18 protein-coding genes are annotated in these 21,491 nt (G+C 69.1%); 3 read left to right on the top strand and 15 right to left on the bottom strand.

Annotation, left to right across the window (positions count from 1 at the left end):
* Positions 1-35: 35 nt before the first annotated feature.
* Both ACZ48X_RS15455 and ACZ48X_RS15450 read right to left on the bottom strand, forming a co-directional pair.
* Positions 36-1,010: a substrate-binding domain-containing protein gene (locus ACZ48X_RS15455; protein WP_336348854.1), complete on the bottom strand. Its 975-nt coding sequence runs from the start codon at positions 1,008-1,010 to the stop codon at positions 36-38.
* A 246-nt stretch (positions 1,011-1,256) separates the two neighbouring features.
* Positions 1,257-3,539 (bottom strand): DUF4350 domain-containing protein, encoded by a 2,283-nt coding sequence (locus ACZ48X_RS15450; RefSeq protein ID WP_336348855.1) that lies wholly within the window; start codon positions 3,537-3,539, stop codon positions 1,257-1,259.
* Positions 3,540-3,785: 246 nt separating this feature from the next.
* On the opposite strand from ACZ48X_RS15450, the gene hisH reads away from it, so the two are divergent.
* Positions 3,786-4,457: an imidazole glycerol phosphate synthase subunit HisH gene (gene hisH / locus ACZ48X_RS15445; RefSeq protein ID WP_336348856.1), complete on the top strand. Its 672-nt coding sequence runs from the start codon at positions 3,786-3,788 to the stop codon at positions 4,455-4,457.
* A gap of 25 nt (positions 4,458-4,482) precedes the next feature.
* On the opposite strand, the gene ACZ48X_RS15440 is transcribed toward hisH, so the two are convergent.
* The 7 genes from ACZ48X_RS15440 to ACZ48X_RS15410 all read right to left on the bottom strand — a co-directional run bounded on the left by ACZ48X_RS15440 (position 4,483) and on the right by ACZ48X_RS15410 (position 10,524).
* Positions 4,483-4,896, bottom strand: a complete 414-nt coding sequence (locus ACZ48X_RS15440) for a DUF5809 family protein (protein WP_336348857.1) — start codon at positions 4,894-4,896, stop codon at positions 4,483-4,485.
* 24 nt (positions 4,897-4,920) lie between these two features.
* A complete protein-coding gene (locus tag ACZ48X_RS15435) occupies positions 4,921-5,424 on the bottom strand; it encodes a DUF5810 domain-containing protein (RefSeq protein ID WP_336348858.1) in 504 nt (167 codons plus the stop codon).
* Positions 5,425-5,532: 108 nt separating this feature from the next.
* A complete protein-coding gene (gene rimI / locus ACZ48X_RS15430; protein ID WP_336348859.1) occupies positions 5,533-6,057 on the bottom strand; it encodes a ribosomal protein S18-alanine N-acetyltransferase in 525 nt (174 codons plus the stop codon).
* 26 nt (positions 6,058-6,083) lie between these two features.
* Positions 6,084-6,590, bottom strand: a complete 507-nt coding sequence (locus tag ACZ48X_RS15425; protein WP_336348860.1) for an HPP family protein — start codon at positions 6,588-6,590, stop codon at positions 6,084-6,086.
* Between the two features lie 191 nt (positions 6,591-6,781).
* Positions 6,782-7,813: a proline racemase family protein gene (locus ACZ48X_RS15420; protein ID WP_336348861.1), complete on the bottom strand. Its 1,032-nt coding sequence runs from the start codon at positions 7,811-7,813 to the stop codon at positions 6,782-6,784.
* Positions 7,810-8,421, bottom strand: a complete 612-nt coding sequence (locus ACZ48X_RS15415) for a TetR/AcrR family transcriptional regulator (protein WP_336348862.1) — start codon at positions 8,419-8,421, stop codon at positions 7,810-7,812. The genes ACZ48X_RS15420 and ACZ48X_RS15415 overlap by 4 nt, the downstream gene beginning before the upstream one ends.
* Positions 8,422-8,547: 126 nt before the next feature.
* Positions 8,548-10,524: an aconitate hydratase gene (locus ACZ48X_RS15410; RefSeq protein WP_336348863.1), complete on the bottom strand. Its 1,977-nt coding sequence runs from the start codon at positions 10,522-10,524 to the stop codon at positions 8,548-8,550.
* Between the two features lie 214 nt (positions 10,525-10,738).
* Between ACZ48X_RS15410 and ACZ48X_RS15405 the strand changes: the two genes are divergently transcribed.
* Positions 10,739-11,248: a deoxyuridine 5'-triphosphate nucleotidohydrolase gene (locus tag ACZ48X_RS15405; protein ID WP_336348864.1), complete on the top strand. Its 510-nt coding sequence runs from the start codon at positions 10,739-10,741 to the stop codon at positions 11,246-11,248.
* Positions 11,249-11,290: 42 nt separating this feature from the next.
* Here the strand turns inward: ACZ48X_RS15405 and ACZ48X_RS15400 are convergent, their stop codons facing one another.
* The 3 genes from ACZ48X_RS15400 to ACZ48X_RS15390 all read right to left on the bottom strand — a co-directional run bounded on the left by ACZ48X_RS15400 (position 11,291) and on the right by ACZ48X_RS15390 (position 16,558).
* The gene (locus ACZ48X_RS15400; RefSeq protein ID WP_336348865.1) at positions 11,291-12,070 is read right to left on the bottom strand and encodes a hypothetical protein; all 780 of its coding nucleotides are present in this window, start codon (positions 12,068-12,070) and stop codon (positions 11,291-11,293) included.
* 89 nt (positions 12,071-12,159) lie between these two features.
* Positions 12,160-13,590, bottom strand: coding sequence for a S8 family serine peptidase (locus ACZ48X_RS15395; RefSeq protein ID WP_336348866.1), 1,431 nt, complete (start codon positions 13,588-13,590; stop codon positions 12,160-12,162).
* A gap of 142 nt (positions 13,591-13,732) precedes the next feature.
* Positions 13,733-16,558 carry a S8 family serine peptidase gene (locus ACZ48X_RS15390; RefSeq protein ID WP_336348867.1) on the bottom strand — a complete coding sequence of 942 codons (2,826 nt, stop codon included), beginning with the start codon at positions 16,556-16,558 and terminating at the stop codon, positions 13,733-13,735.
* A 156-nt stretch (positions 16,559-16,714) separates the two neighbouring features.
* Here ACZ48X_RS15390 and ACZ48X_RS15385 point away from each other — a divergent pair, with 156 nt between their 5' ends.
* The gene (locus ACZ48X_RS15385) at positions 16,715-18,718 is read left to right on the top strand and encodes a winged helix-turn-helix transcriptional regulator (protein WP_464379820.1); all 2,004 of its coding nucleotides are present in this window, start codon (positions 16,715-16,717) and stop codon (positions 18,716-18,718) included.
* Between the two features lie 47 nt (positions 18,719-18,765).
* Here ACZ48X_RS15385 and ACZ48X_RS15380 read toward each other — a convergent pair whose 3' ends face one another.
* The 3 genes from ACZ48X_RS15380 to ACZ48X_RS15370 form a co-directional block, all read right to left on the bottom strand.
* On the bottom strand, positions 18,766-19,074 hold the full coding sequence (locus ACZ48X_RS15380; protein WP_379761997.1) for a CHY zinc finger protein: 309 nt from the start codon (positions 19,072-19,074) through the stop codon (positions 18,766-18,768).
* Positions 19,075-19,220: 146 nt separating this feature from the next.
* Entirely contained in the window at positions 19,221-19,892 is a 672-nt protein-coding gene (locus tag ACZ48X_RS15375) for a helix-turn-helix domain-containing protein (RefSeq protein ID WP_336348870.1), read from the bottom strand.
* A 447-nt stretch (positions 19,893-20,339) separates the two neighbouring features.
* The gene (locus tag ACZ48X_RS15370) at positions 20,340-21,368 is read right to left on the bottom strand and encodes a hypothetical protein (protein ID WP_336348871.1); all 1,029 of its coding nucleotides are present in this window, start codon (positions 21,366-21,368) and stop codon (positions 20,340-20,342) included.
* Between the last annotated feature and the right edge of the window lie 123 nt (positions 21,369-21,491).

Below are 21,491 nucleotides of genomic sequence, written 5' to 3'. Positions count from 1 at the left end.
TAGTTGCTTTCGAACTCGACTCGATGAATCGCCGTTCAGGCGGAGTCCAGCAGGTCGGTGCTGAGGCCGAGCGAGTTCGCGACGTCGATGACCGGCTGGTAGGTCTCGAGGCTCGCGGGACGGACGCCCGAGAACCAGAGGTCGTCCTCGGTCTTGTCCTCGGGAGTCTCCGAGTTCGGCATGCCGTTCGCGCCGAGGTACATCGAGTCGGGCGCGTCCTTGAGCGCGTTCACGAGCGCGTTCTTGTTCTCCTCGGAGAGCTCGGGGCTCGTCACCATCGGCGCGCGCGGGATGCCGTTCTCGTTGTAGTCCTTCATGTAGTCCGCGATCGGGCGGACACCGTCGACGTAGCCGTCGTCACCCTGCGTGATGAACTTCCCGACGGCGGCGGCGTCGGCCTGGCCGTCCTGGAGCGTCTTGAACGCTTCCGCGTGCCCGGACCACGTGCCCGTGAAGTCCGCGCCGTTGTCGCTCGAGGGCGCTTCGCCGACCTTGAGGCCTTCCTCCTTCAGCATCCAGAGGGGGTAGAGCGAGCCGGACGCCGACGTCATGTCCGCGAACGCGATCGTCTTGCCCTTGAGGTCGCTGACGGACTCGATGTCGGAGTCCTCGCGGACGACGATGACGCTCGTGTACTTCCAGGAGCCGTACGCCTTCCGCTGGAGCGCGATGTTGGCCTTGTCGGCCTTGACGCCGAGGGCGGCCGCGAACGGACCGGTCTCGGCGATGTCGGCGGACCCGGAGCCGAGGCCCTGGAGGACCGCGGAGTAGTTCGACGCGTACTGGAGTTCGACGTCCGCTTTGTCGCCGAGCTCGCTGTTGAGGTGCTCTTTGACCGGGCCGTACTGCTTCATCATGTAGTTCTGGGGCTCGGTCGGGCTCATCATGAACTGGACCGTGCCGTCGTTGTACGGCTGGCTGCCGAAGCTACCGATGCAGCCCGCCATGCTCGTGAGGCCGAGGGCCCCCGCCGTGCCTGTCGCCTTGAGGAAATCGCGTCGACTTGCCATTGCGAATCAATTCATAGTTCTTGATTATGACCTTAAGTTTTCCTAATCGTTCTATGTAGAACTATGTAGAACAAAAATAAGACGGCGGCCAGTTCTCATGTTAAACCGTCCTGCGGTATCTGCGGGACGGATGGTAACCAGTTGCGGGATTCGACGGAGGATTCGAAAGTCGCCTCCGTTCCGTCGGGGAGTTCGCCCCGCCGCGGAGAGCGAGTCCGCGAGCGAACAACTCCGGCTATTGAGTCCTCAACTGTAGGACCCGAACAGGTCGAACGTGGTGTCGAAGTTCGACGTGACGGGGATGGCGTCGTCGCCGTTCAGGTTGTTCGAGTAGTCCGTGACCGCGGCGCCGAGGCGGAGGTCGGTGCCGAGCGCGCTCGCGAGGTCGTTGAGTGCGGTCGCGTCGCCGTTGGCGGCACCCATGAGGACGACGGCGCCGCCGTTCGCCGCGAACGACTGGACGGCGTCGACCTCGGCGGTCGTGAACCCGCTCGCGGGCGTGGTGACGACGAGCGCACGACCCGTGGAGAGGTCGGCGTTCGCGAGGTCGTTGCGCTGCTCGAACCCGAGGTCCTGGCCTTCGAGGTACCGCTGGTAGTACGCGGCGTCCTCGCTGGAGAGCGCGGCGTCGGACCCGAACTGGCCGTGGCCGCCGTCGACGAGGACGTTCCCCGTGGTGGCCGCGAGCGAGTCGACGAGGTTCGTGAGGAACGGGAAGTTCCCGTAGTCGCTCGTGTCGACCGCGTACCCTTCGTCGGCCTCGTAGGTCTCGTCGATGACGAGGCCGCCGACCATCGCGACGTTGTTCGCGGCGTCCACGCCGACGAGCGCGTTCGCGCCGTCCGCGTCCGTCACGGGCACGCGACTCGACGAGAGCGAGCCGTCGCTACTCGTGACGGCGGCGGCTTGCGGGAAGAACAGCTCGTCGACGCTCGCGTCCCGGATCTCACTGGAGGCGTCCGGGTTCGCGTTCGCCCAGACGCCGAGGTCGTTCGAGCGCGCGGCCTGCTCCGCCGCGAGGAACGCGTCGTGCTTCGCGAGACTGGAGCCGTACACGCGAGCGTACCCGTCCTCGATTATCTGCTCGTTGTAGAGGGTGTCCCGGGAACCGTCGCCGGTCGCGTCGTACTTGACGTACGCGAGCAGGCGACCGAACGGGTCGGTCTTGCCCTCGTTGTCGTCGTAGAATATCTCGACGGTGTCGCCGACGTCGAACGCGTCCTCGGCGTACTGCGTGCCCTCGTCGCCCCACGTCGCGAGGTAGTCGAGCGAGTCGATGCCCTCCCACTCCGGGGGGCGTTCGGCGTCCTGGTTGCTCGCTTTCTCGGCGGTGTCGATGCCGAGCACGCGGATGCTCTCGGTGGAGCCGTCGTCGAACTGGACGTCGAACGTGTCGCCGTCGCTGAGCGCGTCGATGGTGACCGTTGTCGTGTCCGGGCCGCCCGCGCTCTCGACCGTAATGCTGACCGTGGCGTCGTCGGTCGCGCCGTCGTCGTCGGTGACGGTGAGCGTCGCGTCGTAGCTCCCCGCGGTGTCGTAGGTGTGCGTGGGCGTCGCGCCGGTCGCGGTGGCGCCGTCGCCGAACGTCCAGTCGTAGCTCGCGATACTGCCGTCGGCGTCCGTCGAGCCACTGCCGTCGAAGGCGACGCTCGTCCCGGGTGCGACGGTGGTGTCGTCGGCGCTCGCGCTCGCCGTCGGCGCCTCGTTCCCGTCACCGCCGTCGCCGCCGTCACCGCCGTCACCGTCGAAGTACGGGAAGTCGGTGACGAAGACGTCCGTCGTCGGCTCGTAGGACGCCCCGGCGTTCTGCTCGTCGTCGTAGACCTGGTCGTCGTTGAACTGGAAGACTGTCCCCACGCGCTCGCAGATCTCGTCGAGTCGCTGGGTGGCGTCGTAGTCGTTGTAGTCGGACTGGTCGTGGAGGAACAGCGTCCCGCCGTCGGCGACGAACGCGGCGAGCGCGTCGAGTTCGCCGTCGGTGAGGTACTCGCCGGGCGCGGTGACGACCGCGGCGTCGGCGTCCGCGAGGTCGTTGTGGAGGTTCTGCGTTGCCTGGACGTCGAAGCCGTCGCTCTCGGCGGCGGCTTCGAACTCGCTGAACTTCTCGAGCGTCCAGTACTGGCCGTTGGATTCGTCCCAGAGGACGGTTCCGGAGCCGACCTCGGCGTTCCAGACGTCGAGGAGGAACTGGAGGTTGTCGTACTCGCCGGTGAGCGAATCGTCGTCGACGAGCGTCGAACCGAACGCGACGACGCCCTCGTCGACCGCCACGAGGGGAATCTGGCGGGAGTCCCAGTACTCGAAGGCGTCGTAGTCGTAGTCGGCGTCGTCGTTGGTCGCGGTGTCCTCGGCCCACACGGGGACGTACGCGTCGTCGGTGAGCGGGCCGCCGTCGGCGCGGTAGAACGAGCCCGACGAGTGGAATCGGAGTCGCGAGATGGTGGATGCGGATTGGTGCCCTGCCTTCGCGGACGCCGACCCTGCGAGGGCCGTCGCCGCGGTGAGTTCGATGAAGCGTCGTCGACGCATCGTCCTACGATGGATAGAGACGTTAATTAAAGTCTTCTATGTTCAATATATAGCCTTGGAAACTAACGTAAATAATCCGAAGGGAGTTGGATGCCATCGGTCGACGCCCGCGATACCAGTGGATTCCCCGAGTGCACCCCGAAGGCGCGCGGTTCGACGACCCCCTGCGCCGCCGCCTCCAGTAGCGTCACGGCAGATGGGGCCGGATGGGAAACCCGTATGCCTCGGCGGCGTCGAGAGTGACCCATGAGCCAGCAGTCCGCGAGCGCAGACCGCACGGACGCCGCCGTCGCCGACGTCGCCGTCGTCGACTACGGGCTCGGGAACCTCCGGAGCGTCACGCGCGGCCTCGAGCGCGCCGGTGCGACGGTCACCATCACGGACGACACCGACGCCATCCGGAACGCGGACGGCGTCGTCCTCCCGGGCGTCGGCGCGTTCGGCGAGGGCATGGAGAACGCCGGGCCGTTCCGCGACACGCTCCGCGAGGTCGCGGAGTCGGACACGCCCCTGTTCGGCATCTGTCTCGGGATGCAGATGCTCCTCACGTCGAGCGAGGAAGCCGAGAAAGCCGGGCAGGGCGACGCGAAAGGCCTCGACCTCATCCCCGGCACGAACGAGCGGTTCGCAGCCGACCTCACCGTGCCGCACATGGGGTGGAACGAACTCGACGTCCAGCGCGACCACCCCATCGTCGACGGGGTAGACGGCGAACACGCGTACTTCGTCCACTCCTACTACGCGGTACCCGACGACGACGACGCCGTCGTCGCCACCACCGACTACGGGCACGACTTCGCGAGCGTCGTCGCGAACGACGACGGCACCGTCTTCGGCACCCAGTTCCACCCCGAGAAGTCCGGCGAGACCGGCCTCCGCATCCTCCGGAACTTCGTCGACCTCTGCGTCGACGACTGACCAGCTCGAAAGCCTGGCGACCCCGTCAGAATCGCTCCTTGTATATCTCGCCGTACGCCTGCCGGCGGAGCGTCCCGACCGCGGCGTCGCGTTCTTTCTGGAACGTCGCCGCCACCGCTTCCCCTGCGAACGGGGCGACGTGCCACGCGACCGAGTCGACGTGCTCGCTCCCGCGCTCGACGACCTCGCCGTCGAACTCGTCGCGCCACGCCTCGTACTCGTCGCGCGAGCCGACGCGGACCTCGAGCTCCGCGGCGAACAAGACGTCGCGCGCGGTCTCGACGACGTCGCCCGTGACGCGCTCGCGGTACTCCTCGCGGTCGAACGCCATCGCCTTCGCGACCTCCTTCACGACGAGCTGCGCGGTCGGCCCGACGGACTCGTAGGCCTCGCGCGCCGCCGACTCGGTCTCGGGCGACAGCCTCCCTTCGACGTCCATACGCGAGCGTTCCGGCGTCGGGAACTACTCGCTTTCGCTTGAGGCGTCCTCGGCCGCGTCCGCGTCGCTCGCGTCCGCGCCGTCGTCCCTGCTCGCGTCCTCGCCGTCCTCGTCGAGCCCGTACATCTGCTCGGTGAGTCGCTGGGCTTCCTGCATCACGCCCGCCGCGTCCTCGGTGAGGTCGCCGCGGCCGCCGGCCGGTGCGTCGCTCGCACCACCAGCGCCGCTCATCCCGCCCGCGCCGGGGCCGCGATGCCCGCTCTGCTGGGCGAGCTCGTCCTCCAGTCGCCCGCCGTGGTCGTGGCTCGCGTGGTCGTCGTCCTCGAGTTCGGGGACGTCGACCTCGGGAACCGCCTCCGCGACCTTCGGCGCGAGCGACTCGGGGTCGTCGTCGCCCCAGTCGGGGACGTGCTCGTCCAGCCACGACTCGTGGCCGTCGCCGCGGATGACCGCGGTGAACGCGAGGTGGTTGGCGAGATGCTCCGCGTCGGTCTCGGGGTTGTCGCACACCGGACAACGGTACGCCATCGGCTTATCGCAGGCGCTACGCGGACAAAGGGGTTCGGGACTCGCGTGGCCACTCCACCGCGTCGCCGCCGCAGTCAGTCCGCGCTGTCGGTCGCGTCGCCGCCGCGGTCAGTCCGCGTCGTCGGTCGCGCCGTAGTCGCGGTCGCGACGCCCCCAGTCGTCGAGGCCGCGCACCATCACGAACGCGTCCGTGCCGTCCTCGTAGTAGCCGCCGACGCGCCGGAGCGTCTGGAACCCGAAGTCCTCGTAGAGGTGGATGGCGGCGTCGTTGCCCTCGCGGACCTCGAGTTTCACGCTCGTCGCGTCGCCCTCCGCGAGCCGCGTCAGCGCGTGCGCGAGCAACCGCCGACCGTAGCCGTGCCCGCGGCGCTCGGGGTGAACCGCGAGGTCCTTGACGTGCCCGAACGCTCGCCCGTGGTTCGGGACGACGTCGGCGACCACGTACCCGACGACGGCGTCGCCTTCCTCGGCGACGAGGAACCCGGGTTCGTCGAGGAACCGGTCGAACACCTCGTACGGCCACGGCTGCGGGAACGACGCCTTCTCGATGCGGTAGATGGCGAGGAGGTCCGCGCGCTCCGCCGGTCGGATCCGCGACCTGCCGTCGTCGGGGAGGGGAGCGGTCGTCGTCACGCCTCCCGATTGGTCGCGCTCGCGTATCAATTCTCGGGGTGCCCGCCGACGCGGTCGATGCCGGCGTCGGCGGCGAGGAGCGCGCCGACGGACGCGACGACGCCCGCGAGCTGGAGTGGCGTCGTGAGGAGGCCCAGGGAGACGATGAGCGTCGTCGCACACGCCGGGGCGTGTGAGACGCCGAGCGCGCGCATGCCGAACGTCGTCGCTGCGACCGCGAGCGCACCCGCCACGCCGAGGCGGACGGTCGCGAACGCACCCGGCGGCACCGCGGTCGTGACGACGTGCCCGCCGGCGAGCGCGTGGTACGCGAGCGCGCCCGCGGCGACGCCGACCGCGTGCCCGCCCAGCACCACCCGTCCGCTCGGTGGGTCGTCGGCGGTCGCGAGCACGTACGCCGACGGCCCGAGACTCGGGAACACGAGCGGGACGCCCGACAGGAACGCGGCCGCGGTCGACACGAGCAGGAGGACGCCAGCGCGAGCGCTCCGCGCCAGTTCCAGCGTCCGCGCACCCACGGAACCCCGCGCCATTGCGACATTCGAGCGTACCCGAGGGTTTCAGCGTGACGCTCTCGGACGACAGGTCGTCCCGGAGTCGATTCACTCCACCCGGCCGTTGCCTCGAAGTCGATTCACTCCACCCGGGTTGCCTCGAAGTCGATTCACTCCACCCGGGTTGCCTCGGAGCCGATTCACTCCACCCGGGTTGCCTCGGAGCCGATTCACTCCACGCGGAAGCCGTCCCGGAGCGGGTCGGTGGGGTCGCGGACGAACTCGCTGCGGCCGGTGACGTGCGCGCTCCCGGTGACGCGCGGCACGACCGCGTCGACGTCGCCGACGGTCGTCGTCGTGACTATCTCGCCCGTGAACGTCGTGCCGAGGATGCTCTCGACGACCAAGGGGTCGCCGACGTCGAGCGCGCCGCGGGCGTGCTGGATGGCGAGCCGACCGCTGACGCCAGTCCCGGTCGGCGACCGGTCTATCTGGCCGTCCGCGAACACGCAGACGTTCCGGGAGTCGGCGTCATCGCCGTGGGCGGGGCCGCGGAAGATGGTCCCGTAGACGTACTCCAGGTCGTCGTTCTTCGGGTGGTGGAGGTCGACCGCGTCCGCGACCGCGCGCTTGACCGCCATGCCCGCGCGCTCGATGGCGTCCGCGTCCGCCGTCGTCAACGACAGGTCGAACCGGTCGGCGTCGCAGTACGCGTAGAACGCACCACCGTACGCGACGTCGACCGTCACCTCGCCGTACCCGGGGACGTCCACCGTCTCGTCGAGCGCGTGCGCGAACGACGGCACGTTCTCGAACGAGACGGCGGCGACGCGACTGTCTGCTTCGACTTCCACGGTCGCGGTGACGAGGCCCGCGGGCGTGTCGAACCCGATGGTCTCGGTCGGCGGCGTGGCGTCGACCATCCCGGTCTCGACGAGGACGACGCCGAGCGCGACGATACCGTGCCCGCACATCGTACTGTAGCCGTCGTTGTGCGCGAACAGCACGCCGACGTCGCCGTCCGCGGAGGTTGGCTCGGTGAGGAGCGCGCCGTACATGTCGCGGTGACCGCGCGGTTCCAGCATCAGCGCGGTCCGGAGGTCGTCGTGGTTCGCGACCGCGTCCCGTCGGCGCGCGAGGATCGTGTCGCCGTCGAGGTCGGGGAACCCGTCGACGACGACGCGGAGCGGTTCGCCCGCGGCGTGCGCGTCCACCGTCTCGATCCGCACCCAGTCCTCGGGGAGCCGTGGATTCCAGTTCATCCGTCCGAGTCCCCCTCGAGCAGGCGTTCGTCGAGGTAATCGAGCAGCATCGTCTCCACGTCGCTCGTGTCCACGCCGAGACTCACGCGGCGGTTGTGCGCGCCCGTGAGCGCCGTGGCGACGAACGTCGCGACCGCGTCCGCGTCCACGTCCCGCCGGAACCGCCCGGTCTCCTTGCCCTCCTCGACGTTCGACCGGACGACGTCGTGCAGCAGGCGGTCGAACCGCCGGAGCGACGCCTGGAACGCCTCGTCGTACGGCGCCTGGCTCTCTATCTCGAGTATCGCGACGCGGAGCTCCTCGCGGCCGTCGTCGTCGTCGTGGTAGACGGTGCGGACGACCTCGCGGAGGCGCTCGCCGGGGTCGTCGCCCGCGATACTCGCGAGTTCGGACTCGAAATCGTCGTAGAGGAACTCGAGGAACGCGACGAGGAGGTCGTGCTTCGAGTCGAAGTGATAGTGCAGCGTCGACTTCGAGAGGTCCGTGCGGTCCGCGATGTCGACCATGCGGAGGTCCGCGTACCCGCGCTCGCAGAGCGCCTCGAACGTCCCGCGCATTATCTGCTCGATCGCCTCGGGACTCTCCTCGTCGGCGTACCTCTCACTCATACTGACCGACTAGTCAGTCGACGGGCTTGAAGCTTCCCGCCGCCGCGACAGTTACCGCGTCGAACAGAGACACCGCTCGGTCACCGCACTGAAAGAGAGAGGAGAGATATCGCGTTCGACGACCGCTCAGTCGTCGGCCGGGGACGCGCCGCTCGCACCGTCGCCGGCGCGCTGCTTCGTCCACGGGAGCTTCCCGCCGACCGCGAGCATGTCGCGCTCGCGCTGGGACGCGTCGAGTTTCGCCGTGAACTCCCAGTCGTCGTTCACGCTGACCGTGAACTCCTCCTGGCCGGACTCCACGCCGTCGCGGATGTCGTCGACCACGGAGAGCTCGTCGCCCTGCTCGATCTGCTCGTAGTCCTCCGCGTCGATGCGGAACGGCGCGATACCGAAGTTGAACAGGTTCGCCTTGTGGATGCGCGCGAAGCTCTGCGCGAACACCGCGTCGATACCGAGGTACATCGGGCACATCGCCGCGTGCTCGCGGCTCGACCCCTGACCGTAGTTCTCGCCCGCGACGAGGACGCCACCGTCAGCGGCTTCGGCGCGCTCGGGGAACGTCTCGTCGATCCGCGTGAGCGTGAACTTCGAGTACTCCGGGATGTTCGACCGGTACATCAGGGCGTCCGCGTTCGCGGGCGTGATGTGGTCGGTCGTGATGTTGTCCCCCATCTTCAGGAGGTTCTCACCGGAGAGCTCGGCGTCGAGCTCGTCCTTCAGCGGGACGTCCTTGATGTTCGGGCCCTTCACGAGTTCGTCGTCGACGGCCTCGTCGGGCGCGATGAGGTCCGTCTTCGAGCCGTCGTACTTGTCGGGGAGCTCGAACCCGGGGTCCTCGAGGTCGCCGAGTTCGTCGGCGAGGTCGCGCGGGTCGACGATCTCGCCCTTGATCGCCGCCGCGGTGGCGACCTCCGGCGAGCACAGGTAGACGGAGTCGTCGTCGATACCCGAGCGACCCTCGAAGTTCCGGTTGAACGTCCGCAGCGAGACGGAGTCGGACGCGGGCACGTGCCCGATGCCGATACACGCCCCGCACGTCGCCTCGGAGAAGTTCACGCCGGCCGCCATCATCTCGGCGACCCAGCCGTCGCGCGCGAGCATCTCGCTCGCCTGCTTGCTGCCGGGTGCGACGATCATCTCGGTCTTCATGTCGACCTCGCGGCCCTCCAGCATCTTCGCGGCCGGGAGGATGTCGCTGTACGCACCGTTCGTACAGGACCCGATCATGACCTGGCTGACGTCGACGCCCTCGACCTCGCGGACGGGGACGATGTTGTCCGGCATCGACGGCTCCGCGATGAGCGGCTCGATGTCGGAGAGGTCGACGACGATCTCGTCGTCGTACTCGGCGTCCTCGTCGGGACCGATCTCGACGTAGTCCTCCTCGCGGTCCTGGCGCGCGAGGTAGTCCTTGGTCGCCTCGTCGGTCGGGAAGATCGAGGACGTCGCACCGAGCTCGGTGCCCATGTTCGTGATGGTGGTGCGCTCCGGTACGGAGAGCGTCTCCACGCCGGGGCCGGTGTACTCGAGGACCTTCCCGACGCCGCCCTTGACGGTGAGGCGTCGGAGCATCTCGAGGATGACGTCCTTCGCGGTCGCCCACGCGGGCAGCTCGCCTTCGAGCCGCACGTTCACGACCTCGGGCATCTCGATGTAGTACGGCGCGCCACCCATGGCGACCGTCACGTCGATACCGCCCGCGCCGATCGCGAGTTCGCCGAGCCCACCGGGCGTGGGCGTGTGCGAGTCCGACCCGAGCATCGTCTTGCCGGGCGCGGCGAAGTTCTCCTTGTGGACGTTGTGACAGATGCCGTTACCGGGGCGCGAGAAGTGCGCACCGTAGGTGCCTGCCGCGGACCGAAGGAAGCGGTGGTCGTCCGTGTTCTTGAAGTCGAACTGGTACGTCTGGTGGTCGCAGTACTGCGCCGCGATCTCCGTCTGAACCTCGTCCAGTCCCATCGCCTCGAACTGGAGCCAGACCATCGTCCCCGTCGTGTCCTGCGTGAGGACCTGGTCGATCTCGATCCCGATCTCCTCGCCGGTCTCGAGCTCTCCCTCGACGAGGTGGTCGTCGAGGATTTTCTCGGTAAGTGTCTGTCCCATAGCGTTCAAACGTCCGCGACGACCGACCTTAAAACCCGCGAGTTAGTTGGGGGAAAACCATGAGGAACCGGCGTCGCCGGCCCCTGATTCGTGCGAATCTTGCCAGCGAACTGGACGAGCGTTCACGCCCCCGCATCGGGCGCCCCAGGAGCGACGGCCGGGGTCGTGACCGCGACTCGGAAGCTACATTCCCCTCGACGGAGACCGCCCGGACATGTACAGAGACGGGTCGTTCGTGGCATCGCACGTGGAGCCGACGCGAGAGGACCAGCACCAGCCGAACGGCGTCGACCTCACCTTGGAGGCGGTGTTCGAGCAGCGCGAACCGGGCCGCATCGGTCGCGAAGGGAAGGAGATCGGCGAGCGGCAGGCGCGCGAGCCCGAGACGGTCGGTGAGAGCGCGGGCGAGACCGACGTCGAGGCGAGCGACGACGCGGGCACGTACTACCTCGAGGAGGGGTCGTACGTCGTCCGGTACGGCGAGACCATCTCCATCCCGGAGGGGCACGTCGGGTTCGTGTACCCGCGGTCGTCGCTCATGCGGAACTCCTGCATGCTGAACACCGCGGTGTGGGACGCCGGCTACACCGGGAAAGGCGAGGGGCTCCTGCAGGTCCATCACGACGTCGAACTCGTCGAGGGCGCGCGTATCGCGCAGCTCGTGCTCGCGGAAGCGGAGCACGACGGCGAGTACGACGGCACCTACCAGGGCGAGAACCTCTGACTCACGAGGACGAGAACCGCTAAGGGACGGCCGCGAAGGCGGTCAGGGGCAGACGGGTTCGTCGTCTTCGGTCTCGGGGATCGTGATCTGGCCGACGTCGTCGTAGTCCGTGTAGTTCATCTCGAGGTCGACGGTCGTGGTGCGGCCCTGTTGGACGAACGTGACGTGCATCGTCGTGCGGAGGAGGTTGCGGTCGTCCTGCGAGACGTACTGGGTGACCGTCGCGTTCCGCACCGTGACCTCGCTGAGGTCGACCGAGGAGTCGTTCGCGACGACGCGCTTGAGCGCGTTCACGTTCGGCCGTATCTCGACGACGTACGCGGTCTCGCCGCGAACGGTCTGGTTCTCCAGAAGGGCCGCACTGGTACCGGTCGCGTTCAGGAGTTCGCCCTGGGACTCGACGGAGAGCCCCTGGTTCCAGACGCCGGACACGGACGTCGAGTTCCATCCGGACTCGGTGCTGCTGTCGCGCCAGCAGCGCGTGTCGTCGACGACGTACACGTCGGTGAACTCCTTCGAGCGCGTGGTGTTCGTCAGGACGGACTCGGTGACGTCCATGTAGAGGCGTTCGCTCGTGTGGTTCACGGTCCCGTCGGCGGTCATGTTCACCTCGTTCTGGCCGAACGCGACGACCTGCGTCATCGTGAAGTTGTACGCGGACACCGACTGCATCTCGGAGACGGCGTCGGTGGCGATGGCCTCGGCCTGCCCGTCGTCGGCGGCGTCGTCACCGAGGAACGGGAGGTTCGTGGCCCCGCACCCGGCGAGGGAGACGGCGAGGACGAGCGCGAGAGCGACGCGAGCGTGCGTGGAGCCGGACATCAGTTGCCCGAGCCTAGCATGGGGGTGGTTACGACCTTTTTGGTCCGCGGCCGGCGTCGGCCGCGGGGTCGAACGCCGTGGTCGACCGCTCAGGGGTCGGTGAGCGTGACGTCGTCGAACCCAGCGAGGGTGCCGTCGGCGGCGCGGGAGGCGGCGGCGTCCGCGTCGACGAACCCGGCGCCGGCGTTCGCCGGCGTGTACCCGTCGCTCGCTTCGTACGCGGTCGCTTCGATCGTGTTCAGGACGTCCATCGGAGCGGGGTCGCCGTGTCCGTTCTGGCGGTAGGCGTCGACGACGAGCGCGGCGATGCCGGCGGTGACGGGACAACTCATGCTCGTGCCGCTGATCGTCGCGTAGTAGACGGACTGCGAGGACGCGGTCGCCTTGAGCGCGTCGGCGGGCGACATCGTGGAGTTCACCTGGTTCCCGGGGGCGGCGACGCCGTTCCGGTAGACGCCGACCGAGCCGGTCGCGGTCGAATCGTCCGCGTAGTGCGATTCGAGGTTCGCGAGCGCGGTCTCGCGGTCGTAGTTCGCGTCGGTCGACGCGGCGCGGCCGCGCGACGAGAAGTCCGTCACGGTCTTCCCGTCGGTGGTCGCGGCGACGGAGAGGACGTGCGGCGCCTTCGCGTAGTCGTTGAGCGTGTCGGTACTCGGTCCTGAGTTCCCGGCGGAGATGACGGGGAGGAGTCCCGAGTCGAACGCGGTCCACGTCGCGGTCTCGAGCGTCCCGTCGGGGTTGTAGTCGGCGGCGCTCGCGGACCCGTAGGAGTTCGAGACGACGTCGACGCTCCCGGCGTGGTTCGCGAGGAGGTGGTCGTACGCTGCCGCGGCCTTCAGGATACTGATGGCCGCACCCGAGGAGTAGACGGTGAGGTCGACGCCGGGCGCCATCCCGGAGTCCTCGCCGTTTGCCGTGCCGTCGCCGGCGATGGTCCCCGAGCAGTGCGTGCCGTGGCCGACGTCGTCGGAGTCGAGCGGGCCGACGTCAGTCCAGAGCGTCGGCGACCCGAGCGGATTCCCCGCCCACTGGTAGTTGTGGACGGCGGCGTCTAGGTCTGGGTGGTCGCCGTCGAGGCCGGAGTCGACGACGGCGACGTGCGCGCTCGACCCGTCGTACCCCAGGTCGCTGCGGACGACGTCGACGTCGGTGACGTCGCGCGCGTCGGCGTTGTGGTAGTCGAGTTCGCGGTTCGCCTCGACGAACCTGACTGACTCCCAGTCGGCGACGGTCGCTATCTGCGAGCCCGTCAGGACGGTGTACGCGACGGGGAGGACGTCGAACGCGAGGTAGCCGTCGGCGAGGGCGAGCGCGTCGAGGTGGTCGATGGCGCTCGAGTCGTCGAAGACGACGAGCGCCTCCTGGAGCGCGTCGCTGTCGCGGTCGAGCGCGTCGTCGATCGGGCCGCCGTCGGCGGCAGCTGCTGCGCCGGAGAGGCCGGCGAGCGCGGCGGTGCCGGCGAGGCCGGCGGTCGTCTGGAGTACGGTGCGTCTGTCGAATCGCGCGGTCTCTCGTGTCATCGGAGTTGAATCGCGAGTGCTGGGTTCGGTCGCGGTCGAAGGGGTTGGTCAGCGTCGCCGCGTCGAGCGGTCGTACGTCGTTACGTGCTCGCGTCGAGCGGTCGTACGTCGTTACGTGCTCGCGTCGAGCGGTCGTACGTCGTTACGTGCTCGCGCCGAGGACGACGTTCGTGTCGCTCGTCCCGGAGACGGCGACCCAGCCGGTCGCGTCGTCGGGCTTCACCTCGGCCGGGCCGAACGTGTACGCGTTCGAGGTCAGGCCGCCCTCGGGGGCTTCGGCGAAGTACGTCACGGTCGTGTCGCTGTCGGCGGCCGCGGTCGGCTCGAAGTAGACGTACTGGACGTCGCCGGCGTCCTCGACGTGCGAGACGTCGTCGCTGTACTCGGTGAGGACGTCCCACGCGGCGGGGACGACGTCGCGGAACTCGCTGTCCGCGCTCGGGTTCACCGAGAGGTCGACCTGGTTCGTCTGCCCGCCCGTGAACGCTGACCCGTCGTCCGTGCGCGTCCCGGAGACGAAGAACCCGGCCTCGGCGTCGACGGAGAGCGAGCAGTGCGCCTGCACGTCGTAGCCGTTCACCGCGCCGGGGACGTTCACGAGCTTCGCGACGACGTAGAGCGTCCGGTCGTCGCTGTCACGCGGGATGGAGACGGTCGTACTCGCCGACCCCTGGAGGCCCTGCGCTCGCGCGAGGACGTTCGGCTCGCCGTACTCGGCGGGCTCCTCGGCGTCGTACACGAACACGTCGACGTGCGGCGCCTCCTCGGCCATGCCCTTGTTCCCGCCGCTGTAGTAGTCGAACGACAGGTCGACCGAGACGGTGCCGGGACCGGCCTGGACGTAGCCGGCGACCGCTCGCGAGTCCTCGGGCAGGTTCAGGCCGAGCGTCGCGTCCACGGTCGCGTCCGCGACGTCGCGCGTCACCGCGTCGACCGCCGCGTCCGGGTTCACGCGCCCGTACCCCTCGTAGGGGTCGCGGCCGCCGAAGTCGTACGTCGGCGCGTGCGCCCGATGCTTCCCGGCGGCCGTGAACGGCGTCTCGCTCGCGGTCGCCAACAGCACCTGCTTCAGCCGGTAGACGTCCTCGAGGTCGGCGTCGTCGGGATGCGGGAGCGCGATGCTCGCCGGCGCGTCCTCCTCCATCGCCTGCGAGACGAGGCCGGCGACGCCCGTCGTGAACGGCGTCGCCATCGACGTCCCAGCCTTCCCCGTGTATCCAGCGATCGGGTCCTGTTCGTCCTCGGGCGTGTCCGGCGCGCCCGTGAGCGCGGCGTCGACGACGTCGTCGAGCTTGCCGCCGGGCGCGGAGACGTCGGGCTTCATGTACACCGCGTCGTCGTCCTCGTCGAGTGCGCCGATACCGCCGGAGGAGTACGCGGCGAGCCCGTCGAGCGGCCCGGTCGCGCACACCGAGATGCACTCCTCGGCGATGGCCGGCGAGCCGTTCCCGTTCGCGGGCGTCGCCGCGTTCCCCGCCGCCGCGCACGTCAGGACGCCCGCCTGGGCGATGTCCTTGATGCCGCCGGGGATGGTGTCGAGGACGCCGCCGACGCTCCCGAGCGGGAGGCCGCCGACGTACCCCCAGGACATGTTCACCGCTCGCACGTTGAAGAGGTCCGAGAAGGCCTCGGCGTGCTTCGCGAGCTGGCCGGTGGGCCCGGAGAGCCCCTGGAGGCCGACGAGGCTCTGGTCGGGCGCGACGCCCGTGTGGAGCCCGGTCGGCGTGCCCGTGCGGTCGCCGTTCGTCTCCGCGGGGTCCTCGAACGCGCCGACGCCGACCGCTTCGACCGTCGCGGTGGACGCGAGTTCGCCCTCGGCGGCGCGGACGATGACGGTGTACGTCCCCGTCTCGGTCACGGGCGTCTCGGCGACCGCGTGGTCGTTGACCGCGGAGTCGCTCGTCGCGCTCGTCGCGTCGAGTTCGCGGCCGTCGGGCCCCTCGATGAGGACCTCGATGGCGGTCCCGTAGACGGCGCCGAAGACGCCGGTGTCGGCGTCGGCGTCGACCTCGTACTGGCGGGTGTCGCCGAGCGCGAGCACCTCGCCGGGCTCCTCGTACGTCGCGGTCTCGGGGTCGACGCTGCTCGCGCGACCCGTCCCGGTCATGATGGACGCGCAGTGCGTGCCGTGCCCGTTCGGGTCCCGTGGCTGGTTGTAGCTCCCGTACCGCGGGCCGGGGTCGTACCAGCCGACGGTCTTCGGGGCGGCCGCGCCGGAGCCGGCGTCCTCGAAGACGACGCTCGGGTCGGCAGCCTCGAACGACCCCGACTGCTCGTAGTACGTCGCGGTGATCTCGTACTCGCAGGTGACGTTCAGCCACGTCTCGACGACGAACCGGTACTCGCCGCCGCCCTCGACGTAGCGATCTATCTCCTCGGGCTGGCTGCCCTTCGTGGAGGCAGCGACGCGCTCCCAGTCGCCGTCGACGCGCCGGTCGAGGTAGAGTTCGAGGTCCTCGCCGTTGCCCTGGACGTCCTCGGGCGTCCACGTCATCGTGACGTCGATGCCCTCGGCCTGGTCGCTGGTCGTGAAGACGTGCTCGTTCGTGCTCGGGTTCGCGAACGTGCCCGGACCCATGGTTCCGGAGAACGCTTCGCCGGCGTCGAGGTCGGTGCGTTCGCGTTCGCTCGTCGGGATGACGACGTCGCCGTCGCGGACGACGGCGCGGACGCCGTTCCACGGGCCGAGGTCGGGGTGGCGAGCCTCGACGCCGGAGTCGGTGAGCGCGACGGTGCGGTCGGGGCGGCCGCGGTACCCGCGGTCCCATACCTTCGCGGCTTCGCGCGTTCGCCAGTTGCTGTACGTCGTGTCGACGTCGCTCGCCGCGGCGCTGGTCGCAGCATCGGTCGCGGCGCTCGCGGAACCGGACGCGACCGCTGCGGCCGCCAGCGCGGCCGTACTCGTGAGGAACGTTCGTCGTGTCGTCCCGGAGCTCTCGTCTCCGAGTCCCGTGTCATCGTTGCGCATGACGTACCCTGGAGACTCGACGGGATGGAAAAGGAGATTCACACAAACCCGTCCAAATATGAGAGACACTCACTAGCACGAACCGATGGCGGCCACCATCGCGAACGGTAATAATTGCAAACTTACTTGGCCAGCGGCGGCTAGCCATGCGTCAACGTGACATCGGTCGCTCGCACCAGAGACGCCGCAACGACGGCGCTCGCGCTCCTCGCCGTCGCACTCGTCCTCCTTGCGCCTCCCGTAGCGACCGCCACCGACGCCACCACCGTTCCCGACAACACCACCGACGACGGCCTCACCGGCAACACCACCGACACCGTCGACAATACGACCGATACCGTCGACAATACGACCGATACCGTCGACAATACGACCGATACCGTCGACAACACCACCGACGGCACCATCGACAACACCACCGACGACACTGTCGACAACACCACAGACAGCACCACCAACCCCGACAATACGACCGATACCGTCGACGACACCACCGACACCGTCGACAACACCACCGACGCCATCGACAATACGACTGACGGCACCGTCGACAACACCACCGACACCATCGACAATACGACTGACGGCACCGTCGACAACACCACCGACACCATCGACAATACGACTGACGGCACCGTCGACAACACCACCGACACCATCGACAATACGACCGACGGGACGCTCAACGACACCACCGGGAACGCGACGAGTGACGACCTCGCCGGCAACACCACCGTCGGCAACGCCACCGGCGACGGCTTGACGAACGAGACCACCGCCACGGTAGGGGACGCGTCCGACTCGGTCGCGAACAGCACGACGGGCGCCACCGGGAACGCGACGGACGCGAACGCGAACACCACCAGCAGCATCACGGACACGACCGAGAGCGTCACGGACACGACCGGGAGCGTCGCGAACACCAGTAGTTCCCTCGCGAACGAGACGATAGCAGGCGTGACCGCGACCGTGGAGACAGCAGGGATGCGGTCGCTTGCCGGGACGGTCACGGACCTGTCGACCGCGACGGTCGAGGGCGTCCTCGAGGTCTCGACGATGTCGAGCACCGGCCTGCTGTCGGGCGTCGTCGCCGGAACGACGACGAGTACGACCGGACTCCTCGACGGCGCCCTGGAGGCGACCGACGGGGCGACCGACGCGCTCGACGGAAGCGACGGCGGTGCCGGCGCCGGCGGCGCTGGTGGCAGTGACGGCGGCAGCGGCGCCGGTGACGGCGACGCCGCGAGGTCCGAGACGGCAGGCGGCGGCGAGCAGGCCGCGCTCGCGGACACCAACGACCGCGGTGCGCTCGGCGACACCAGCGGTGACGGCGCCGACGACGGCCCCGGCGCAGGCGTCGGCGGTGGCACGGGCGCGACCGACGAGACCGACCCGGGACTCGTGGGCATCGACGGCCCAGCCGCGACCGCGTGGTACGGCGCGCTCCCCGGCGGCACCGCGACCGCGTTCGCGCTCGCGACCCTCCTCGCGACCGCCGGCATCGGGACCGCGACGACCGCCAGCGCCAGCGCGCTCGGCGCGACCTCGCCCACGCCACTCCGGGCGCTCGCGAGCACCGCGCGCCGCGAACTCGAGGACCGACTACACCGCATCCCCGGCGTTCCCGTCTACAAGTACAGCCGGTACGACGACAGCGACCCGCTCGAGCACGACGTCCGCGACAACGCATACGAGATCATCGACGACGACCCCGGCATTCATCTGTCCGCTGTCGCCGACGCGACCGACGCGTCGCTGTCCACCGTCCGCCACCACCTCCGCGTCCTCGAGGACGAACGACTCGTGCACAGTCGGAAGGTCGACGGCCACCGCCGGTACTATCCAGTCGGGAGCGAGCACGAACCGCTCCGGGACGCACTGAAGGACCCGACGCGCGCCGCGCTCGTCCGCGCCCTCCACGACGACGGCCCCGCCCCCAACGGCGACCTGGCGGACGCACTCGACCGGGACCCCAGCACCGTCACGCACCACCTCCAGAAGCTCGCGGACGCCGGCGTCGTCGAGCGGACGCGCGACGGCCGCCGCGTCGTGAACGCGCTCACCGCCGACGCCGCCACCGCCCTTCCACCGCGTCAAGGCGACGACGACAGCGAACCCGCGACCCGCGACGTCGACGCACCGACACCCGCGGACGACTGACGGGGACGTCGAGGCGCGCAACGCCGCACGAAGAGAGCAGCCTCGAGCTACACGTCGAAGTAGCGGTCGGCGTGCGCCCCGCACCCGGGGTTGAACGCGTGCCCGCACGCCGGGCACTCGTGCCCGCAGTCCAAGTACGTCGCTATCGAGAGGACGGTTTCGCACGCGCCACAGAGGACCGCTGGCGCGTCGAAGCGCTCGCGCGGCCAGCGGGTCGCGTCGTGGTCCGCGACCGCGTCGTGGCACGCGTGACACGGATAGAACTGCTCGCAGCACGCGAACCGTATCGCGACGACGTCACGGTCCGTGTCGTAGTGCGCGCACCGCGTCGCCTCGTCTACGGCGACACCGAACACCGCGACGCCGCCGACGACGCAGCGTCCGTCGGCGACGCAGCCGCCATCGCCGTCGCTGTCGCCGCCCGCGCGGTCAGTGGTCACGGCGTCCGTCGACGGGACGCCAGCGTCCTCGGTCATGACTCTCGACTCCGAGCGCCGTCAGCCTACGTGTTGCTGTTCTCCTCCTCGGCGAGCGTCTCCTCCGTCACCGTCTCGCGGATGAGCGTCTCCATCCCGCGGCGCAGGCGCTCGGACGCCGCCTGCCCGGAGATGTTCATCTGCTGGCCGAGCTCCTGGAGGGTCGTCTCCCGCGGGATGTCGAAGTAACCGACCTGGACGGCGCGCGTCAACAGGTCTCGCTGCGGGTCCGTGAGCGCGATCTCGTCCCCGGACCCGGAGAACGGCTTGCTGTATATCGAGTCGACGTCCACCGTCAGGTCGACTGCGGCGCACGCCTCCCGGAACTCGTTGAACGCGTCCCGGGTCGGGAACAGCATCTTCACCGTCCAGCCGTCGCCGTCCGTCTCCCCCTTCAGGAAGACGCCGTCGGAGTCGATCGCCGCCTCGTAGATGTCGACGTCCGGCTGGTCGAGGTCGTAGTGCACGCGGTAGAGGCGTTCGTCGCCGTTCTCCGCGATCAACCGCGAGTCGGTGATCGTCTCGTCGACGCCGAGTCCCGTTTCGAACGACTCGAAGTCGCCTTCCGACGCCCAGAAGACACTCCGGAGCGGTATCGAGGATGAGGAGTCCACGTGCTGGACCGCCACCTGCATCCCCGGCGCGTGCTCGAGTGCTGTCGACAGGACCTGGGAGTCGAGATGGAACTGTACGAACATCCTATGCTTGGGCAGGTGTCGAGATGTACATCGTATATTCCCCCGTATCAATCAAGGTCTTCAAATCCATTCACGTTTCTAATCCAGCACTTTATATCGGTACTGCCTGCATATGCAGGTTCGAGCGGGTTTCTCGGCCGTCGGTGGTGAATGCAAGTGCTGCCGGAACCTGACGGTCTCGTTCGGCCCCTCGACGGGGCGAATCGCCAGACTCCGGTTCGAGGCTTCGAGACTGCGTCTCGCGGCCACTCCGGTACTTTCCATCAGCCCTCGATGCAGACCATCTCCATCCACTTTCTAGACAGGTTTCTCTGTAGAGGGGTCTCGGTCGAGTGCGCGCGAGCACCGTCGTTCCCCACGGGGGTTTCGACGGGGTTCACCGGGCGAGCGGCCGGCATTCGGACGACGTTCCCTCCGCGGCGAGCACCCGGTCGTCGCGACCAGGGGTCATTCGAGGACGGCGTCGAACGACTCGACGCGCCGCTCGCCGTCGCGATACCGCTCCAGATAGTACCGGACGCCGGGCTGATGGGCTGCGCCGACCACGAGGTGGACGTCGCCGAACTCCCGGCACTGCGCCGACGCGTCGTCGTCCGCAGCACCCGGATCGCCCGGCTGCATCCCCTCGGCGTCACCCGTCTCCCCGGTCGTCGTTCCGTCGGCGTGGGCGACCGCGTAGTCGGCCATCCGCGCGTTCCGGGCGTGCGTGACGAGTTCGAGCTCGGGGTCGTGGCGCCGCAGCCACTCGCGTTCGAGCGGTTGCGGGAGGAACGCGCACTCGTAGTACCGCTGGAGGCGCCAGAGCGCGCTGGGGTCCTCGGCGGCGCGTTCGCGCAGTCGGAACGACGCGAAGTCCGAGCCGGTCGCGTGGTCGGCGTGACTCCGGAAGAACTCGCTGGCGACGCTCCCGACCGCGCGCTCGAACCGCCGCCCGAACCGGTCGCCGCTCGCGTCCACGAGCGAGAACGCCGCCTCCCGGAACTCCGAGGCGAGGTCCCCGACGTCTTCGGCGAGCGAATCGAACGGGTCGCCGTCGACGTGCGATTCGATGCCGCGCCGCTGGCACTCGCGGAGCGCCCACCGATAGTCGTCCATCCCACACACGCCCGGGACGTCCCGGAAGTACATCCCGCGGATGCCCTGCTCGCAGTACACGGTCGCGCCGGCGTCGAGGAACCCCCGGACGTGCTCGCGGAGGAACTCGCGCTCCGCGTCCGTGTCCGCGTGCGTGATACCGTGGACGTGCACGGACCGCTCGCCGACGCGAACCGTCGCGCCCGGCACCCGAGCACCGGCCTCGACGACCTCGTCGACGCCGTCGAGCTCCCGGCCGCGGAGCCGGCGCCACGCGTCCTTCGCCGCGAAGTACGCCTCGTGCTCGGCCGCGGCGTCCACCACGTCGGCGAGCGCGGAGAGCGACCCCGCCGCCCGGATGGCGGCGAGTCGCTCCCGACCCGCTCGCGACAGCTCGGTCATGCAGTCGTGCTAGTACGTGGCACCCCGATAAGTGGCTAGCGGCCGCGCGTCCCCCGCGTCCAGCCGACGCCATCGCACGTGCCACGTTCCCCGCTTCCCCGCCGGTTATGGCGCTCCCGCGCA

This window comes from Halorubellus litoreus, from assembly GCF_055378595.1.
The sequence above is the reverse complement of the archived record's forward strand: the minus strand, read 5'-3'. Positions and strand labels throughout refer to the sequence as shown.

Excerpts from the sequence above, each read along its gene's own strand:
- ACZ48X_RS15455 (WP_336348854.1), bottom strand. The coding sequence starts at position 1,010 with ATGGCAAGTCGACGCGATTTCCTCAAGGCGACAGGCACGGCGGGGGCC.
- ACZ48X_RS15450 (WP_336348855.1), bottom strand. The coding sequence starts at position 3,539 with ATGCGTCGACGACGCTTCATCGAACTCACCGCGGCGACGGCCCTCGCA.
- hisH (WP_336348856.1), top strand. The coding sequence starts at position 3,786 with ATGAGCCAGCAGTCCGCGAGCGCAGACCGCACGGACGCCGCCGTCGCC.
- ACZ48X_RS15440 (WP_336348857.1), bottom strand. The coding sequence starts at position 4,896 with ATGGACGTCGAAGGGAGGCTGTCGCCCGAGACCGAGTCGGCGGCGCGC.
- ACZ48X_RS15435 (WP_336348858.1), bottom strand. The coding sequence starts at position 5,424 with ATGGCGTACCGTTGTCCGGTGTGCGACAACCCCGAGACCGACGCGGAG.
- ACZ48X_RS15425 (WP_336348860.1), bottom strand. The coding sequence starts at position 6,590 with ATGGCGCGGGGTTCCGTGGGTGCGCGGACGCTGGAACTGGCGCGGAGC.
- ACZ48X_RS15420 (WP_336348861.1), bottom strand. The coding sequence starts at position 7,813 with ATGAACTGGAATCCACGGCTCCCCGAGGACTGGGTGCGGATCGAGACG.
- ACZ48X_RS15415 (WP_336348862.1), bottom strand. The coding sequence starts at position 8,421 with ATGAGTGAGAGGTACGCCGACGAGGAGAGTCCCGAGGCGATCGAGCAG.
- ACZ48X_RS15410 (WP_336348863.1), bottom strand. The coding sequence starts at position 10,524 with ATGGGACAGACACTTACCGAGAAAATCCTCGACGACCACCTCGTCGAG.
- ACZ48X_RS15405 (WP_336348864.1), top strand. The coding sequence starts at position 10,739 with ATGTACAGAGACGGGTCGTTCGTGGCATCGCACGTGGAGCCGACGCGA.
- ACZ48X_RS15400 (WP_336348865.1), bottom strand. The coding sequence starts at position 12,070 with ATGTCCGGCTCCACGCACGCTCGCGTCGCTCTCGCGCTCGTCCTCGCC.
- ACZ48X_RS15395 (WP_336348866.1), bottom strand. The coding sequence starts at position 13,590 with ATGACACGAGAGACCGCGCGATTCGACAGACGCACCGTACTCCAGACG.
- ACZ48X_RS15390 (WP_336348867.1), bottom strand. The coding sequence starts at position 16,558 with ATGCGCAACGATGACACGGGACTCGGAGACGAGAGCTCCGGGACGACA.
- ACZ48X_RS15375 (WP_336348870.1), bottom strand. The coding sequence starts at position 19,892 with ATGTTCGTACAGTTCCATCTCGACTCCCAGGTCCTGTCGACAGCACTC.
- ACZ48X_RS15370 (WP_336348871.1), bottom strand. The coding sequence starts at position 21,368 with ATGACCGAGCTGTCGCGAGCGGGTCGGGAGCGACTCGCCGCCATCCGG.